We start from the raw sequence: 14,673 nt of genomic DNA, 5'->3' as shown, positions 1-14,673 counted from the left end.
CGCTCAATATGCGGTAGACCTCGCGGACGATGTAGCGCTTTATGCAGCGAACGACCTCCCTTTGTATCTTGCTCAGCGGAGCGGGATGAGTGGTATTTCCAGAAGCGCTTGGCCAAAGAGAGCGACGGTCACGATCGAATAGCCGAGCGCAGCGAGACGAATTGTGCGTAGGGACCCAGGCCTGCCCCGGCGGTCGAGCCAGATTGCCATGAGTGGCAGGGCCTGCATCGCGTGGATCGAGGCGAAATGTGCCGGGCGGAGGTCTCCGGCAATTCCAGACCAACCGAAAAACGGCATTGTCGGCGCGCCCTCTGGATGAAGACCCACGAAATGACTGCCGTTGACACTCAGATAGCCCGCCACGACCATCGTCAACAGGAAAGTCAACAGGAAGCCGAGCCAGATCGCTTCTCGCAAGGCGGGGCCAAGATCGGCGCGCTTGTCACGCTTTACCACCCAGCCGATCACCGCCGTCGCTGCGACAAGAGACACGGCACCCGCAGCCATCACTATTTCATACATCATGCGGTGGAACGGCGTGGACACGTTGAAATGCGACGGTTCGGCGCGACCGGCCTGGTACATCATGTATGCCATTTCCGACAGGAAAGCCGCAGCCATCAGCCATCCGATGATCCGCAGCGTCCAGCCGTCGCGGACCCGGTCCGACAGGCGCCGTTCGACAAGAGCGATCGTGCCGAAGAGAACGACAAAACTCAGCGCGAACTTCAGCGGCTTCATCCAGACCGGAACACCTTCGATGGTTCGAACGTCGACAAAACCCCAGAGCACCGTGAGAGCGAGCAGAACGATAGACACGACTGTAAGGACGCGGAACTGCGAGGATGTCTCGGCAGGGACTGCAGTGATGTTGGCATCAAGCAGAGACATGGCGGAAACCTTTCAAGGAACGGGTTTGTGTGGGGATTACTGCGGCGCGCAGGCCAAGTTCGGTCAGGCCGGCGATCAGGAAGCCAAGCGGCCCGAGCATGAAGGTCGACAAGAGAACTGGGGTCTGCACTAGGCGCCCGACGCCGGCGCGATCCAACCGGGCGGCCATGACAGAACCGACAAACAGGTCGAAGGCGAGATAGTGCACCCAACCCGCCAGCAGCACCCAACGGTCGGACATCAGCGTGGCCACGGCTTCCAATGTTTCGAACCCGCCGCCACTGCCAGAGAGCCTACTGAAGATCAGTGCTGCATAGACAGCGGAAAGACCGGCCGGGATAATCCAGAGCGGGATCGCATTGAGCCACGCATAGCGGCGCGGGCCGAGGATGAGCAGGGCCCACCCGGCCATGGCCGCCGTGCTTACATGAGAGAAGAGTAGGTCGGGTGTCATCGGCATATCTCCATTGGAAATTTCCACTGGCGATATATGTGTCGCATCTGCTTGAAATGTCCAGCGAAAAAATTTACATTGGAAACATGGAGACGCCATCATGCTGAAAGAAAACAGAAATAAGTATCACCACGGTGATCTGAAGGCGGCCCTTGTCGAGGCCGGTCTCGTCGAACTTGAGGAAAAGGGACTTGAAGCGGTTTCGTTGCGTTCTATCGCTGCGCGGGTGGGTGTGAGCCACACGGCTCCGAAGAACCATTTTGACGGATTGCGCGGCCTGCTTACCGCGATAGCGACGGTTGGCTTCGAGCGACATGCCGCTGAGATGCGGCGCGGTGTCGAGGGTCAACCGCCGGGAAGGGCGCGCCTGGATGCTGCCTGTAATGGTTATCTGCGTTTCGCTTTGGAAAACCCCGAACTGTTCAAGCTGATGTTCTCAAGTACGTTGTGCAACGCCGACGACATGGACATGAAACGCGCTGCCTGGGCCAGCTACGAAGTCCTACGCGGAGTTGCCCACGGTCTCGACTGGGACAAGGCAGATGCGCCGGGTAGCCCCTGGCGCACCGAATGGATGCTGTGGAGCATGGTTCACGGTTACGCGATGTTGATGATCGAGGGACAAATTCGTCGCAACGATGACGGCAAGCCGATATTCGACATGAGCGAAATAATGCCTGGCTTCGGATATCGCCCGGATGCGTTCGATACCGTGGCGGAGCCTTTCCGCGGACATGATAGCAAGACGGATTGATGAAAATCTCTGATCAGCAAGTTGGTCCTTTCCCAAGGACGAGAAAACCTGTTGCAAGGGATCGCCGACATACTCGGTATCGAGTTCCGGATTATCGGCAGCGTGGATATCTTCAGTTCAGTTTAGGAGTGTCGGGCTGTTCGCATAGGGAAAGGCGTTTTCAGGAATTCTTCCCACCCATCAAATACCGCCCGTGCTTCCGTCTGCCTCGCACCGCGCCAGAACGTTGCGGACATTGGATACCTGCCACCGGCCGCCGCGGGCGGTGCGGATGCCGCGATCATTCAATGCCATGGCGATGCCGCGGAGGCTGGTGATCCCTGAGCGCCGGATCGAGGCAATGACCGGCTGGATGCTTGCTGCGAAGCGGTCGGCTTCCTGAATGCAGGATTGCTAGCCGATGGCAGCAGCCTTTGCCGGATTGGTCCGGTTGCCGAGCCGTTTGCCAGATGCCGAACGAGTGGCGAGGGCAGCTTTCGTGCGATCCGAAATCAGACGGCGTTCCTTTTCCGCCAAGGCTGCATAGAGATGCAGCATGAAGGGATCAGCGTCGGCACCGAGTTCTGCGACGATGAACGGGACGCGTCTGGCCATCAGCCCCGAGATGAAGGCGACGTCGCGGGACAGGCGATCCAGCTTGGCGACGATGACCGGACAGCCCCACTTGCGTGCCATGTCGAGGGCCTCGGCGAGGCGAGGGCGCCTGTCCAGTGCATCGCAACCCTTGCCGGTTTCGATTTCCACGAACTCGGCCGTGATGACCAGGCCTTCCGCCTCTGCGAAACGCGTGACTGCGGCCCTCTGTGCCTCGATGCCGAGCCCCGATCGTCCCTGGCGGGACGTCGAGACCCGGTAGTATGCGATTGCGCGCTGCACCATGATCCGCTCCCGGGTGTTCAAACTGCAAACCACCGTTTGCAGTGTGCTCACATGGGAGGAAAAGTCTATATTTATCAATTAGAAAGGGTGCCTTGTTGTCATTCAAATCTCAGTCTCGAGGAAACATTCGAAATTCCATATTGAATCCTGTGTGCGGATTTTTTTAGAATATCATTTCAAACAAGTTAAGCCGAAATCGAAGAGGCAGAAATGTCGACCATTTACATACCCTCATCCAATCTCGAGACGGACGGTACGCCATTTGACGATATCATCTATGGAACTTCGGGGTCGGATAGGATCTACGGAAAGTCCGGTAATGATACGATATACGGTGGCGCAGGGGTCGACCTAATCTATGGAAACGAAGGAGATGACCTCGTCTTTGCAGGCGACGGAAACGATATAGTCGTTTACTGGGATGGTTTTGGTGAAGACCCCGGTTTCGATGAGTTGTACGGAGGCGATGGTGAGGATAAACTTACCGTTTATCTAACAAGTTACGGTGACGAAAACATAATATTTGATGCGAGCCCAACAGGCACAGGAATTATTACATTTGGAGATCGCGCGATTTTTGCGGAATTCGAAAAATATGACATTACCACTTGGTTCGGCGATGACTATGTTATTTTAGGTGAGAATGCCGACAGTGCGTTTTTATCTGGTGGTAACGACATTTGTTATGGAATGGCAGGAGACGACAAAATATTTGGTAGTTTAGGAGAGGATCAACTCTACGGAAACGCCGGCAATGACACTCTTTATGGTGATCACACCAATGACAGCGACGGTTCTGCTGACCGGCTGGAAGGCGGAGATGGCAACGACATCCTTTATGGCGGGGGCGCGGATGATTTGTTGTTCGGTGGTGGGGGTATGGATGAATTAAAGGGTGGTGACGGAAATGATACTCTTAGTGGTGGGACCGAAGCGGATTTGCTTAATGGCGGCACGGGCATCGATACGGCCGATTACGGATCGTCCTCACAGGGCGTGACCGTGAACCTTGCCTTGGGGACAGGTGCCGGTGGCGATGCCGATGGTGACATCCTCGTCGATATCGAGAATGTCGTTGGTTCGGAACATGCTGATATCCTGATCGGCAACGCCGAGCCTAATGTCATTTCGGGTGGCAACGGCAACGACATGATCCGCGGCGGGGCGGGCGCTGACACGCTGTCGGGCGGAGACGGCTTCGACACGCTGAGCTACGCAGATTCCACTGCTTCAGTGCAGGTCTTCCTTGGCGGCAACACCGCCACTGGCGGCGACGCCACCGGTGACACGATCTCCGGTTTTGAGAATGTTTTTGGTTCCGATTTTGGTGACCGGTTGTTTGGTTCGGCCCAGGTCAACCTTCTTGATGGCGGCGCCGGAAACGACATTCTTCTCGGCAACAATGGCAATGACACGCTGCGCGGCCGCGATGGGCGGGATGTCATCTACGGTGGCAATCACAGCGACACGTTCGTCTATTTCTCGCTGTCGGATTCCGGCCTTCTGTTCGCTGACCGCGACCGCATCCAGGACTTCACAGACGGTGACGATCGGTTCGATCTCTCCGCGCTGGATGCCGATACGGCTACATCCGGAGACCAGGCCTTCACCTATGTCGGCGGTTCGTTTACCCGCTCGGCCGGACAACTACGCTCATGGGAATTCAGCGGCCTGACGTTCATCGAGGGCGATGTCAATGGTGACGGCGTAGCCGATTTCCGCATCGAACTGCTCGGAACCGGTTTGGGCATCGACGCCAGCGATTTCATCCTGTGAGACACAACGGGTCGCTCTTGCTGCACCGGACCATGATTGCGCATGGCTGAAGAGGGTAGGTTTTTCGGCCCCTAAAGCGTCCTGTCGCTCTCGCCATTCAGGCGCGCGGCAAGAATCGTGATCTTCTGGCGGAACCGCGCGGTGGCATCCTCGCCGGCGCGCAGAGCGGAGGCCGTGTGGTCGCCGTTGTCGCTGCGTGGTTCTTCCTTCCAGCGGGCGCGGGTCTTGAGCCAGAAGATGGCGGCCGTGACGGCACCACGCCCATCACCGAGCGCCATGCGGTAGAGGCTTTCAGCCACCCGGGCATTGGCCTTGATCTGGCCGCCTGCCAGTTCGCGGGCGAACAGATCTTCGACGGTGGCTGGCGTGAGATCGAAGATGCGGGCGATGTCCCCGGCGGTCAGGCCGAAGCCGGCCAGCGCCCCGACCCGCCTGGCATCGGGCAGGGTGGTATCGATCTCGCCGGTTTCATCCATGCCCGGTTCTCCGTCTTTCCGTACGGTCATGTTCGATCAGCCTCGGATCGTCGTCCTCATCCGCATCCGCATCCTTATCGTCGTCTTGGCCGGGCATGGTCGCCGGAGTAATGATGATCCGCGTCACGCGGTTGGCCGGATCGTCCTGTTCGCCAGACCAGGCGCCTGCACCGCTTCTGGCGGCATCGATCCAGCCCGCCCGGGTCTTGAGCCAGAAGATCGCGGCGGTGACCGCTTCACGACCGTCACCCGTGGCAATCCGGAACAGTTTCTCGGCAACCTTCGCATTGGCCTTTGTGTGGCCGTGGTCGAGTTCCGACCGGTAGTGCTTGCGCAAGGTCTTTGGGTCAATGGAAAGCAGCCCGGCAATCCGCGCCTCCGGAACGCCGTAACCGGCCAGCGTCTCGACCTGCCGGCGGTCCACAGGCGTCGGGCAATGTGCGCGCCGGCCCATCTCAGACCTCATCCGTCGGGGTGGCCGGCCCTGACATGCCGTCATGGCGCTTGTGGTCAATCGAAGAAGTCATCGTCATCCTCCCATGGTTTCCGGGCAAGGCGGTTCACGGTCTCGACCCGGCTGCGGGCAACCGGTGACAGGCCGAGCTCGCTCATGAAGCGGTGCATGAGTTCGAGGTTCTTGTTGGCGATGGCAAGCCAGGGAGAGGGCTGGACATAGCCGGCCGGCGTTCGCAGCAGCGGCGGGGTCTTCTTCAGGGCCCGCTCCGCCTCCACCCATCGCCCATAGGCCTGGCAGTAGGCCGCCAGCGCCGAGCGATCGAGTTCGGTGATGATGCCGAGATCGTGCAGGTAGCGCACCAGGCGCTTCCATTCTGTCCTGGCCGGCGCCGACAGATGGGACGGGCAGGAGGGCATGGCGATGACCGGCTTCGGCTCGTTGCCGTTCAGCGGCCGTTTGCCGGGATTGCCGTTGATGAGCTTCAGGGCAGTCGGAACGGGTTTGCGTCCGCGCATTGTCAGCTTCCCTCTCCTGGCGGGCGGTACCACTCAACCCCGCAGTTTGTCGCCGGTTCGATACCGGTTTGCCATCACCGGACTTGCCTGGAACCGCGCTGTTGCGCCGTTCTCGGGGGCGAACTGCTCCAGGGACCCCCCTTGGCAAATTCGCGGATGTGAAAGGTGAGGGACCCGACCGGTTTCCACCCTAAAACCTGTCAAGATGTGATCCCCCCCACCCCCTGAACCCGGAGAGATGGCTAGGCGCCACATGACAACCCCGCCTTGCCGGCAGTCCGTTCGCTTTGTGCATCGGCAAAGCCCTGACCTGTGGCCTCCAGCACCGCCTGCTTTCCGGTGAAGTCCTGCCAGCGCCGGATGGCGACATCCACGTAAGCAGGGTTCAATTCGATGGCGTGGCAGGCCCGTCCCGTCATCTCGGCCGCGATGATCGTGGTACCGGAGCCGGAGAAGGGCTCGTAGATCGCCTGGCCGGGCGAGGAGTTGTTCTCGATCGGGCGCTTCATGCATTCCACGGGCTTCTGCGTTCCATGGCCGGAGTCGGAGCGACGGTGCTCGATTGCCCACACGGTGGACTGCTTCCGATCGCCGGACCAGTGGCCGGTCTTGCCCTTGCGCACCGCATACCACGCCGGTTCGTGGGCCCAATGGTAATCGCCACGACCGATCACGAGGCGGGTCTTGTCCCAGATGATTTGCGAGCGGATGGCAAAGCCCGAGGCCTCGAGGCTTGCGGCAACGAGGCTTGCATGCAGGGCGCCGTGCCAGACATAGGCAACGTCACCGGGAAACAGCGCCCAGGCTTCCCGCCAGTCGGCACGGTCGTCGTTCAGCACCTCGACCTCTTGGTGGCAGGGGGCGGTTAACAGCCCGGCCCGCATATCACTTGAAAACAACGGGAAAATCCGGCCGCAGCCGGATGGGGAGAACGCTTTCGGTGGACCAGGTGGCGGATGGGGTGGGATTCGAACCCACGGTACGCTCTCGCGCACGCCGGTTTTCAAGACCGGTGCCTTAAACCGCTCGGCCACCCATCCACGCCGATCCCTATGAGCCAAGGCGCGTCCCATTTCAAGGGGCGGGGCGACGGTCCGGCATGATCCGCCAGACGGAAATCCGCGTAGGAGGGAAATCCGACCATCTCACAGGAGGTTTTCAATGCGTCGTGTCGTTTCCGCCGGAGTGCTGGTCCTGGCGCTTTGCCTGCCGGCCAGTGCAACCAAGCTGTCCGGGTCCGAAGTCCGGGACATGGTCGTCACAGGTACCGTCTTCCTGGAAACCGGTTTCGGCGATTTTCCCTTGCGCTACGACCAGGCCGGCCGCGTGACAGGGGATGGCACCGCGCTCGGTCTCGCCCGTTTCTTCGCGCCGCGCGAAACAGGACGCTGGTGGGTCAATGGTGACCAGTTGTGCCAGCAATGGCCAAGCTGGTATCGCGGACGCACGTTCTGCTTCAACATCATCCTGACAGGGGCCGACAAGTTCCGCTGGGTCCGCGATGACGGGTATGCGGGGAATGGCCGCATCATGCGTTAGGACAAAACGCCCCGCCTGCCTTATTCCTGCCCCGATGACGACACATTGGATTAATCGACTACTAAAACTTTTCGGCTAGTGTTCCCGGTTGACGAGACCGGGCCAACCGGCGGAAAAGGGCGAGTGTCAGGAGAGGGCAGACATCATGGTATCGGGCTTCAAGCGCGCCATTGCAATTTGTGCTGCGGGAACGGCGCTTATCGTGCTGGCCGCTTGCGCGGGTCCGGGCGCCAAGACCTCCTACAAGTCCGCACGTGCGCCGGAGGCTTCCGGAAAGGAATATTTCCCTGAAGCAAAATATGGGGTGAAGGCCAGCCCGCGCGTCACCGAAAAGCGGTCGCGGCTCAAGCGTGGCGGCGGCCGCGAACAGATCGGCAAGCCCTACCGCGTCGCCGGGAAATGGTATCATCCCAAGAAGGATCCGAACTACAGCAAGGTCGGCAAGGCAAGCTGGTACGGCAATGCCTTCCACGGACGATTGACCGCCAATGGCGAAGTCTATGACATGACGCACCTGTCGGCAGCGCACCCGACCATGCCGCTGCCCAGCTATGCCCGTGTCACGAACATGTCCAACGGGGCATCCGTCATCGTCCGCGTCAATGATCGCGGGCCATTCGCACACAACCGCATCATTGACCTGTCGCGGCGCGCCGCCGAATTGCTCGACTACAAGAGTTCCGGTGTCGCCACCGTCCGGGTGGACTATGTCGGGCCGGCGCCCATCGAGGGCGAAAATACCGAAACGCTGATGGCATCCTACAATCCGGGCAATGCGTCGCCTGCAACCGGGATGTCCGGCGTCATGCTGGCGATGGCCGATACCGGCCCCTCCGTGGTCGGCGCGCGCCGGCCGGAAGGCAATCTGCCAGGCGTCAGCGCCGTCAACGCCTATGCGGGCGCAACGTCCGCTCCGTCGGCAATGCCGGTCGGCTCGATCATCCCGGCAGCCTATGCACCGACCGGAGATTCCTTGTTCCGCCTGCCGGACATCGCGCCGGTTCCGGTTTCCCGCCCCGGTTCCGGGCTTGCCTCGGCTCAACCGGTGCAGGCGCTCTCCTATGCTTCGGAACGCGTGTCGGCTGCCGCCTCGGCCTTTGCCTCGCATGACCTGGGCCACGGCCTGAACCCTGAAGCGCTCAAGGCGTCATGGCGCCGTTCCGGCGTCGATGTCACGGGGCCGGCGCTCCATGTCGGCACCTTTGCTGACCGCCGGCAGGCGCTTGCCATCGCCGACGCCCTGAAGGGCGAGGGACGGTCGCAATTGCAGACATTCTCCTCGCAAGACGGCGTGTCGCATGTCCTGACGCTGCATGTGCGCCAGGGCCGCGACGAGAATGCCGTGCTGCGCGCCGCCTGGAATGCCGGGGCCCCGGACGCGTTCTTCGTTCGCGACTGACATTTCGATCGAGCCGCGCTGCAACGCGGTTGATCCCGTCCGCCACATCTTGCTAGCTTGGGCCGGGCGCAATGAACCAGGGCGGGCAGGCTTTCCGATGATCATCTTGATGGCGATCCGCCGCTCCATGCTGCTGGGATGGGCGATCATTCTGCTGGCCGTGACCCCTGCCAGCGCGCAATTGTTCGAAACGACGGCCGACACCGCCTACATGATCGACGCCGGCACCGGCTCGATCCTGTTTGCGAAGAACGAGGAGAAGCTCGTTCCACCCGCCTCGCTGGCCAAGATGATGACCATGGAGGTAGTGTTCCATGCGCTCAGCACCGGCCGCCTGAGCATGGACGACACGTTCTATGTGTCGGAAAACGCCTGGCGCACCGGCGGCGCGGTGTCGGGCGGCTCGACCATGTTCGCGGAGGTGAAGTCTGAAATCCGGCTGGAGGACCTGATCCAGGCCGTGATCGTGCAATCGGCCAATGACGGCTGCATCATCATTGCCGAGGGCATGGCCGGATCGGAAGAGAATTTCGCGCGCCTGATGACCGAACGGGCCCGCAAGATCGGGCTGGAGAAATCGGTTTTCAGGAATTCCACGGGACTGCCCGCGGAGGGCCAGGTCGTCACCATGAAGGATCTGGCGAAACTCGCCATGCACATCTGGAAGACCTATCCCGAATACTACCGGTATTACAGCCAGACCGAATTCACCTGGAACAAGATCCTGCAGCGCAACCGCAATCCGCTTCTGCGCATGGATATCGGTGCCGACGGCATGAAGACCGGTTTCACGGAGGAAAGCGGTTACGCGATTGTCGGCTCGGTGAATCGCGAGGGCCGGCGCATCTTCGTCGCCATGTCGGGCATGGAGACGGACCGCCAGCGCGCCGAGGAGGCCCGCAAGATCCTGGACTGGGGCATCCGGGCCTTTGAGAGCAGGCAGATCTTCAAGGAAGGCGAGATCATCGGCGAGGCCGATCTGTATGGCGGCGCGAAATCCGGCGTCGCCCTGCGTGCCGACGGGCCCGTTTCCATTCTCGTGCCGATCACGAACCGCGACCGGCTCATTGCCCGCATCGTCTATGAAGGTCCTGTGGATGTACCGGTGGAGGAAGGGACGCGGATCGGCGCGCTGAAGGTGTGGATCGGCGATACGCTCAGCCAGGAAACGCCGCTTTATGCCGCCGAATCTGTGGGGAAGGGCACGCTTCAGCAGCGGGCGCTGGATGCCGTCGAGGAACTCATGCTCGGCTGGCTGCGCGGTTAGCCTTTGCGGGCTCTGCCGCCTTCGCAACCGGACCGGCACTCTGGACGCTTCCGCCAGGGCGCACTAAGACAAACCCAGTGCAAGTTTGCAGCAGGAAAGGCGGGAACTGGTGCCGCGAGGGCTATTCATCACGTTCGAGGGGGGCGAGGGGGCCGGCAAGACCACCCAGATCGAACGGCTGGCCGAATGGCTGCGCGCCCGCGGGCACCGTGTCCTGCTGACACGCGAGCCGGGCGGTTCACCTGGGGCCGAGGCCGTGCGCCACGTGCTTCTGTCGGGCGCGGCGGAACACTATGGCCCGGCAATGGAGGCGATCCTCTTTTCCACCGCGCGGTCGGACCATGTCGAGCAGGTCATACGGCCGGCCGTGGAAGCCGGCATGATCGTGCTGTGCGACCGGTTCATGGATTCCTCGCGGGTCTACCAGGGGGTGTCCGGAAAGCTCGATCCCGGGTTCATGGAGCGGCTCGAGGAAGTCGCCGTCAACGGCATGATCCCCGACCTGACCCTCATCCTCGACCTGCCGGCTGAAGCGGGCCTCGAACGGGCCCGGGCGCGGCGCGGCGGTGGCGATGCGGACCGCTACGAAAAGGAGGAGGCCGAGGTGCATGAAGAGCGCCGCCAGGCCTTCCTCGCCATTGCCGCGGCGGAGCCGGAGCGCTGCCGCGTGATCGATGCCGCCCGCGACACGGATGCCGTTGCCGGCGCCGTCCGCCGGCAGGTCGCCGCGCTGCTGGAGCGGAGCGGCGCGGGCCAACCGGCCGCCGCCGATGCGTGACGGGCGATGAGCGAGCGACTAGCGCCGGAGCAGGCCGACAGCCTGCCAGACATTCCGGAACCGGCCGAGAACATCCATCTCGCCGGGCATGAAGAAACCGCCCTGTGGTTTGCCAGCGCCTGGCGCACGGGCAAGATGCACCACGCGGCATTGCTCACCGGACCGCAGGGCATCGGCAAGGCGACACTGGCCTACCATCTTGCCTTTCACATGCTGACCGAGCGCGACAGGCCCAATGCACCCGCTTCGCTTGTCCGGCCGGATCCGTCGCATTCCGTCTGGCGGCAGCTTGCCAGCGGCGCCCATCCTGCGGTCCTGCACCTGACAAGACCGCCGCGTGAAACGGGTACCGGCTACAAGAACTTCATCACCGTGGACGAGATCCGCCGCCTTGGCCATTTCCTGTCGATGACCACCCATGACGGAAGCTGGCGCATTGTCATCGTCGACCCGGCGGAACAGATGAACGCGGCTGCGGCGAATGCGCTTTTGAAGAACCTGGAGGAGCCGCCGCGGGACACCCTCTTCATCCTCGTCAGCCATTCGCCGGGCCGGCTGCTGCCGACGATCCGTTCACGATGCCAGGTGCATCGCCTTCGTCCGCTTGGCGAGCGCGACCTCATGGCTGCGCTCTCGGCCCTTGGCGAAGAGCCGCCGGACGATCCGCCGGCGCGCCAGCGGCTTGCAGCACTTGCGGAGGGAAGCGTGCGCAACGCCCTGCTGCTGACCCGTCATGGCGGCCTGGACGTGGCCGAGGCGGTCGACCGCGTCCTTGACCAGCCGCGTTTCGATACGGGCGAGGCGATCCGCATTGCCCAGGCCCTTGCCGGGCGGGATGCCGAAATCGCGCTCGACCTGTTCAACCGCCATGTGGCAGACCGCCTCGGCCGCGATGCCGCAACGGCTGCGAGGGCCGGGGACCTGGCCGGGGCAAACCGCCTTGCGGAGTTGTGGGAGGAAACGCGCCAGACGATCGTCGAGCGCGAGACCTACAATCTCGACAAGCGTCAGCACGTCAGCGGACTGCTGCACCGGCTTCACGCCGCCGTCCACGGCTGATCCCAAAACAGGGGCGGCGCACTGGCAATCGCGGCGCAATTGCGCTATCCCGCGCCAGACATCAATCGCCCAGTGCGGGAGCGTTTCATCCATCATGTCCACGTCCAGTTTCTACATCACCACGCCGATCTTCTATCCCAACGGTGTGCCGCATATCGGCCACGCCTACACGGCCATCGCGACGGACGTCCTGGCCCGTTTCGCGCGCCTTGACGGCAAGGATGTCTTCTTCCTGACCGGCACGGACGAGCATGGGCAGAAGATGCAGCAGACGGCCCAGAAGGAGGGGATCGCGCCCATCGAACTGGCCGACCGCAATTCCGCGGTCTTCCGCCGCATGGTCGAGGTGCTGGGCTGTTCCAACGACGATTTCATCCGCACCACCGAGGAACGCCACCGCATTTCCTGCCAGGAACTCTGGCGGCGCATGGAAGCCAATGGCGACATCTATCTCGATACCTATGGCGGCTGGTATTCCGTGCGCCAGGAAGCCTTCTTCGACGAGAGCGAGACAACGGTCGGCGAGGACGGCGTGCGCCGCGAACCGCTCGGTTCGCCGGTGGAGTGGGTGGAGGAGGAAAGCTATTATTTCCGCCTCTCCGCCTATGGCGACAAGCTTCTCAGCCTCTACACCGACAACCCGGATTTCGTGGCGCCGGCGGAACGGCGCAACGAGGTGATGAGCTTCGTCAAGGGCGGCCTGAAGGATCTTTCCATCTCGCGCACCAGCTTCGACTGGGGCATTCCCGTGCCCGGAAACGACAAGCACGTCATGTATGTCTGGGTGGACGCGCTGACCAATTACATCACCGCCGCCGGCTTCCCGGATGCCGATGCAGCGCGCTGGAAATACTGGCCCGCGCTGCACATCATCGGCAAGGATATCGTGCGCTTCCATGCCGTCTACTGGCCGGCCTTCCTGATGAGCGCCGGCGTGCCGCTGCCCGCCCGCGTCTATGCCCACGGCTTCCTGTTCAACAAGGGCGAGAAGATGTCGAAGTCGGTCGGCAACGTGGTCGACCCGTTCGCCCTGGTCGAAGAATACGGCCTCGACCAGGTGCGTTATTTCTTCATGCGCGAAGTGCCCTTCGGCAATGACGGGTCCTACAGCCACGAGGCCATCGTCCAGCGCACCAATGCGGATCTCGCCAACGGATTGGGCAACCTGGCGCAACGTTCGCTTTCGATGATCGCGAAGAATTGCGGTGGCCTGGTTCCCGGCAATGACGACCTGAAGCCGGAGGACGAGGCGTTGATCGCGTCGGCGGCAAGGGCGCTGGAGGCCGCGCGCGAAGCGATGGACCGCCAGGCCATCCACAAGGCGGTTGAAGCGATCTTCGCCATTGTCACCGAGGCCGACAAGTATATCGACACCCAGGCGCCCTGGGTGCTGCGCAAGACCGATCCGGACCGCATGGCGACGGTTCTCTACACCGTGGCCGAGACCGTGCGGCGTATCGCGATCCTGGCCCAGCCGGTCATGCCGGCGGCCTGTTCGCGCCTGCTCGACCTGGTGGCCGTGCCGGACGGCGCGCGCGCCTTCGCCAACCTGGAAGACCGGCTCGTGCCTGGCACCGAACTCCCGGTCCCGCAGGGCGTCTTCCCCCGCTACGTGGACAAGGAGCAGGCCTGACATGGCGCAAATGCCGGTCCTCATCGACAGCCATTGCCACCTCGACTTTCCCGATTTCGAGGAAGAGCGGGCGGCTGTTGTCCAGCGGGCGCTGGATGCCGGCGTGAAGCGCATGGTGACGATCTCCACCCGCGTGCGGCGCTTCGATGCCATCAAGGCCATCGCCGAGGCCCACGACCCGGTCTTCTGCTCGGTCGGTACCCATCCGCACAATGCCGGCGAGGAAACCGGCGTGACCGCGGCCGATCTGGTCGCGCTTGCGGACCATTCCAAATGCGTGGCCATCGGCGAGGCAGGGCTCGACTATTTCTACGACAAGTCACCGCGTGACGCGCAGGCCGCTGGTTTTCGCCAGCACATCGCGGCGGCGCGCGAAACCGGCCTGCCGCTGGTCATCCACTCGCGCGATGCCGACGACGACATGGCGGCGATCCTGCGCGAGGAAACGGGGAAGGGGGCCTTTCCTTTCATCCTGCACTGCTTTTCCTCCGGCCGCGCACTGGCTGAGACCGGCATCGAACTGGGCGGCCATGTCTCCTTTTCCGGCATCCTGACGTTCAGGAACAGCCAGGAAATCCGCGACATCGCCCGCGACCTGCCCCTGGAACGGCTGCTGGTGGAGACAGACGCGCCTTACCTGGCGCCGCCGCCGCACCGGGGAAAACGCAACGAACCATCCTTCGTCGTGAACACGGCGCGGGTCCTGGCCGAGTGCAAGGGCATCAGCGAGGAAGCGCTGGCCGATGCCACTACCGCCAATTGCCTGCGCCTGTTCTCCAAGATGCCCGCGCTCTGA

General features: G+C 62.3%; 17 protein-coding genes and 1 tRNA gene. 9 read left to right on the top strand and 9 right to left on the bottom strand.

The window, feature by feature from the left end:
- Positions 1 to 72: 72 nt before the first annotated feature.
- Positions 73 to 891, bottom strand: coding sequence for a hypothetical protein (locus ACLB6G_RS13085; protein WP_410356625.1), 819 nt, complete (start codon positions 889 to 891; stop codon positions 73 to 75).
- Complete coding sequence (locus ACLB6G_RS13080) at positions 878 to 1,345, bottom strand: ABA4-like family protein (RefSeq protein ID WP_410356624.1); 468 nt, start codon at positions 1,343 to 1,345, stop codon at positions 878 to 880. Before ACLB6G_RS13080 ends, ACLB6G_RS13085 begins: the two co-directional genes overlap by 14 nt.
- A gap of 100 nt (positions 1,346 to 1,445) precedes the next feature.
- Here ACLB6G_RS13080 and ACLB6G_RS13075 point away from each other — a divergent pair, with 100 nt between their 5' ends.
- Positions 1,446 to 2,099: a TetR/AcrR family transcriptional regulator gene (locus ACLB6G_RS13075; protein ID WP_410356623.1), complete on the top strand. Its 654-nt coding sequence runs from the start codon at positions 1,446 to 1,448 to the stop codon at positions 2,097 to 2,099.
- A gap of 180 nt (positions 2,100 to 2,279) precedes the next feature.
- Here ACLB6G_RS13075 and ACLB6G_RS13070 read toward each other — a convergent pair whose 3' ends face one another.
- Both ACLB6G_RS13070 and ACLB6G_RS13065 read right to left on the bottom strand, forming a co-directional pair.
- A complete protein-coding gene (locus tag ACLB6G_RS13070) occupies positions 2,280 to 2,417 on the bottom strand; it encodes a recombinase family protein (RefSeq protein WP_410356804.1) in 138 nt (45 codons plus the stop codon).
- A 75-nt stretch (positions 2,418 to 2,492) separates the two neighbouring features.
- Entirely contained in the window at positions 2,493 to 2,978 is a 486-nt protein-coding gene (locus tag ACLB6G_RS13065; RefSeq protein WP_410356622.1) for a recombinase family protein, read from the bottom strand.
- A 210-nt stretch (positions 2,979 to 3,188) separates the two neighbouring features.
- On the opposite strand from ACLB6G_RS13065, the gene ACLB6G_RS13060 reads away from it, so the two are divergent.
- Positions 3,189 to 4,754: a calcium-binding protein gene (locus tag ACLB6G_RS13060; RefSeq protein WP_410356621.1), complete on the top strand. Its 1,566-nt coding sequence runs from the start codon at positions 3,189 to 3,191 to the stop codon at positions 4,752 to 4,754.
- A 71-nt stretch (positions 4,755 to 4,825) separates the two neighbouring features.
- Here ACLB6G_RS13060 and ACLB6G_RS13055 read toward each other — a convergent pair whose 3' ends face one another.
- From ACLB6G_RS13055 to ACLB6G_RS13035, 5 genes are all read right to left on the bottom strand, one after another.
- Complete coding sequence (locus tag ACLB6G_RS13055) at positions 4,826 to 5,230, bottom strand: hypothetical protein (RefSeq protein ID WP_410356620.1); 405 nt, start codon at positions 5,228 to 5,230, stop codon at positions 4,826 to 4,828.
- Positions 5,223 to 5,684 carry a hypothetical protein gene (locus ACLB6G_RS13050; protein WP_410356619.1) on the bottom strand — a complete coding sequence of 154 codons (462 nt, stop codon included), beginning with the start codon at positions 5,682 to 5,684 and terminating at the stop codon, positions 5,223 to 5,225. The genes ACLB6G_RS13055 and ACLB6G_RS13050 overlap by 8 nt, the downstream gene beginning before the upstream one ends.
- A 56-nt stretch (positions 5,685 to 5,740) precedes the next feature.
- The gene (locus tag ACLB6G_RS13045) at positions 5,741 to 6,202 is read right to left on the bottom strand and encodes a phage terminase small subunit P27 family (RefSeq protein WP_410356618.1); all 462 of its coding nucleotides are present in this window, start codon (positions 6,200 to 6,202) and stop codon (positions 5,741 to 5,743) included.
- 242 nt (positions 6,203 to 6,444) lie between these two features.
- Positions 6,445 to 7,041, bottom strand: a complete 597-nt coding sequence (locus tag ACLB6G_RS13040) for a DNA-methyltransferase (protein ID WP_410356617.1) — start codon at positions 7,039 to 7,041, stop codon at positions 6,445 to 6,447.
- A gap of 111 nt (positions 7,042 to 7,152) precedes the next feature.
- A tRNA-Ser gene (locus ACLB6G_RS13035) sits at positions 7,153 to 7,242 on the bottom strand.
- A gap of 121 nt (positions 7,243 to 7,363) precedes the next feature.
- Between ACLB6G_RS13035 and ACLB6G_RS13030 the strand changes: the two genes are divergently transcribed.
- The 7 genes from ACLB6G_RS13030 (at position 7,364) to ACLB6G_RS13000 (ending at position 14,673) form a co-directional block, all read left to right on the top strand.
- Complete coding sequence (locus ACLB6G_RS13030; RefSeq protein ID WP_410356616.1) at positions 7,364 to 7,741, top strand: hypothetical protein; 378 nt, start codon at positions 7,364 to 7,366, stop codon at positions 7,739 to 7,741.
- Positions 7,742 to 7,886: 145 nt separating this feature from the next.
- Positions 7,887 to 9,140 carry a septal ring lytic transglycosylase RlpA family protein gene (locus ACLB6G_RS13025; RefSeq protein ID WP_410356615.1) on the top strand — a complete coding sequence of 418 codons (1,254 nt, stop codon included), beginning with the start codon at positions 7,887 to 7,889 and terminating at the stop codon, positions 9,138 to 9,140.
- A 109-nt stretch (positions 9,141 to 9,249) separates the two neighbouring features.
- The gene (locus tag ACLB6G_RS13020) at positions 9,250 to 10,407 is read left to right on the top strand and encodes a D-alanyl-D-alanine carboxypeptidase family protein (protein WP_410356803.1); all 1,158 of its coding nucleotides are present in this window, start codon (positions 9,250 to 9,252) and stop codon (positions 10,405 to 10,407) included.
- 109 nt (positions 10,408 to 10,516) lie between these two features.
- A complete protein-coding gene (gene tmk, locus ACLB6G_RS13015; RefSeq protein ID WP_410356614.1) occupies positions 10,517 to 11,185 on the top strand; it encodes a dTMP kinase in 669 nt (222 codons plus the stop codon).
- A 6-nt stretch (positions 11,186 to 11,191) separates the two neighbouring features.
- Positions 11,192 to 12,244, top strand: coding sequence for a DNA polymerase III subunit delta' (locus ACLB6G_RS13010; RefSeq protein WP_410356613.1), 1,053 nt, complete (start codon positions 11,192 to 11,194; stop codon positions 12,242 to 12,244).
- Between the two features lie 94 nt (positions 12,245 to 12,338).
- Complete coding sequence (gene metG / locus ACLB6G_RS13005; protein WP_410356612.1) at positions 12,339 to 13,877, top strand: methionine--tRNA ligase; 1,539 nt, start codon at positions 12,339 to 12,341, stop codon at positions 13,875 to 13,877.
- Position 13,878: 1 nt separating this feature from the next.
- Positions 13,879 to 14,673 carry a TatD family hydrolase gene (locus tag ACLB6G_RS13000; protein ID WP_410356611.1) on the top strand — a complete coding sequence of 265 codons (795 nt, stop codon included), beginning with the start codon at positions 13,879 to 13,881 and terminating at the stop codon, positions 14,671 to 14,673.

This window comes from Zhengella sedimenti (genome assembly GCF_046506625.1).
Lineage (GTDB): Bacteria > Pseudomonadota > Alphaproteobacteria > Rhizobiales > Rhizobiaceae > Zhengella > Zhengella sedimenti.
The sequence above is the reverse complement of the archived record's forward strand: the minus strand, read 5'-3'. Positions and strand labels throughout refer to the sequence as shown.

Excerpts from the sequence above, each read along its gene's own strand:
- ACLB6G_RS13050 (WP_410356619.1), bottom strand. The coding sequence starts at position 5,684 with ATGGGCCGGCGCGCACATTGCCCGACGCCTGTGGACCGCCGGCAGGTC.
- ACLB6G_RS13000 (WP_410356611.1), top strand. The coding sequence starts at position 13,879 with ATGGCGCAAATGCCGGTCCTCATCGACAGCCATTGCCACCTCGACTTT.
- ACLB6G_RS13060 (WP_410356621.1), top strand. The coding sequence starts at position 3,189 with ATGTCGACCATTTACATACCCTCATCCAATCTCGAGACGGACGGTACG.
- ACLB6G_RS13065 (WP_410356622.1), bottom strand. The coding sequence starts at position 2,978 with ATGGTGCAGCGCGCAATCGCATACTACCGGGTCTCGACGTCCCGCCAG.
- ACLB6G_RS13055 (WP_410356620.1), bottom strand. The coding sequence starts at position 5,230 with ATGGATGAAACCGGCGAGATCGATACCACCCTGCCCGATGCCAGGCGG.
- ACLB6G_RS13045 (WP_410356618.1), bottom strand. The coding sequence starts at position 6,202 with ATGCGCGGACGCAAACCCGTTCCGACTGCCCTGAAGCTCATCAACGGC.
- ACLB6G_RS13020 (WP_410356803.1), top strand. The coding sequence starts at position 9,250 with ATGGCGATCCGCCGCTCCATGCTGCTGGGATGGGCGATCATTCTGCTG.
- ACLB6G_RS13025 (WP_410356615.1), top strand. The coding sequence starts at position 7,887 with ATGGTATCGGGCTTCAAGCGCGCCATTGCAATTTGTGCTGCGGGAACG.
- ACLB6G_RS13010 (WP_410356613.1), top strand. The coding sequence starts at position 11,192 with ATGAGCGAGCGACTAGCGCCGGAGCAGGCCGACAGCCTGCCAGACATT.
- ACLB6G_RS13080 (WP_410356624.1), bottom strand. The coding sequence starts at position 1,345 with ATGACACCCGACCTACTCTTCTCTCATGTAAGCACGGCGGCCATGGCC.
- ACLB6G_RS13030 (WP_410356616.1), top strand. The coding sequence starts at position 7,364 with ATGCGTCGTGTCGTTTCCGCCGGAGTGCTGGTCCTGGCGCTTTGCCTG.
- ACLB6G_RS13075 (WP_410356623.1), top strand. The coding sequence starts at position 1,446 with ATGCTGAAAGAAAACAGAAATAAGTATCACCACGGTGATCTGAAGGCG.
- ACLB6G_RS13085 (WP_410356625.1), bottom strand. The coding sequence starts at position 891 with ATGTCTCTGCTTGATGCCAACATCACTGCAGTCCCTGCCGAGACATCC.
- metG (WP_410356612.1), top strand. The coding sequence starts at position 12,339 with ATGTCCACGTCCAGTTTCTACATCACCACGCCGATCTTCTATCCCAAC.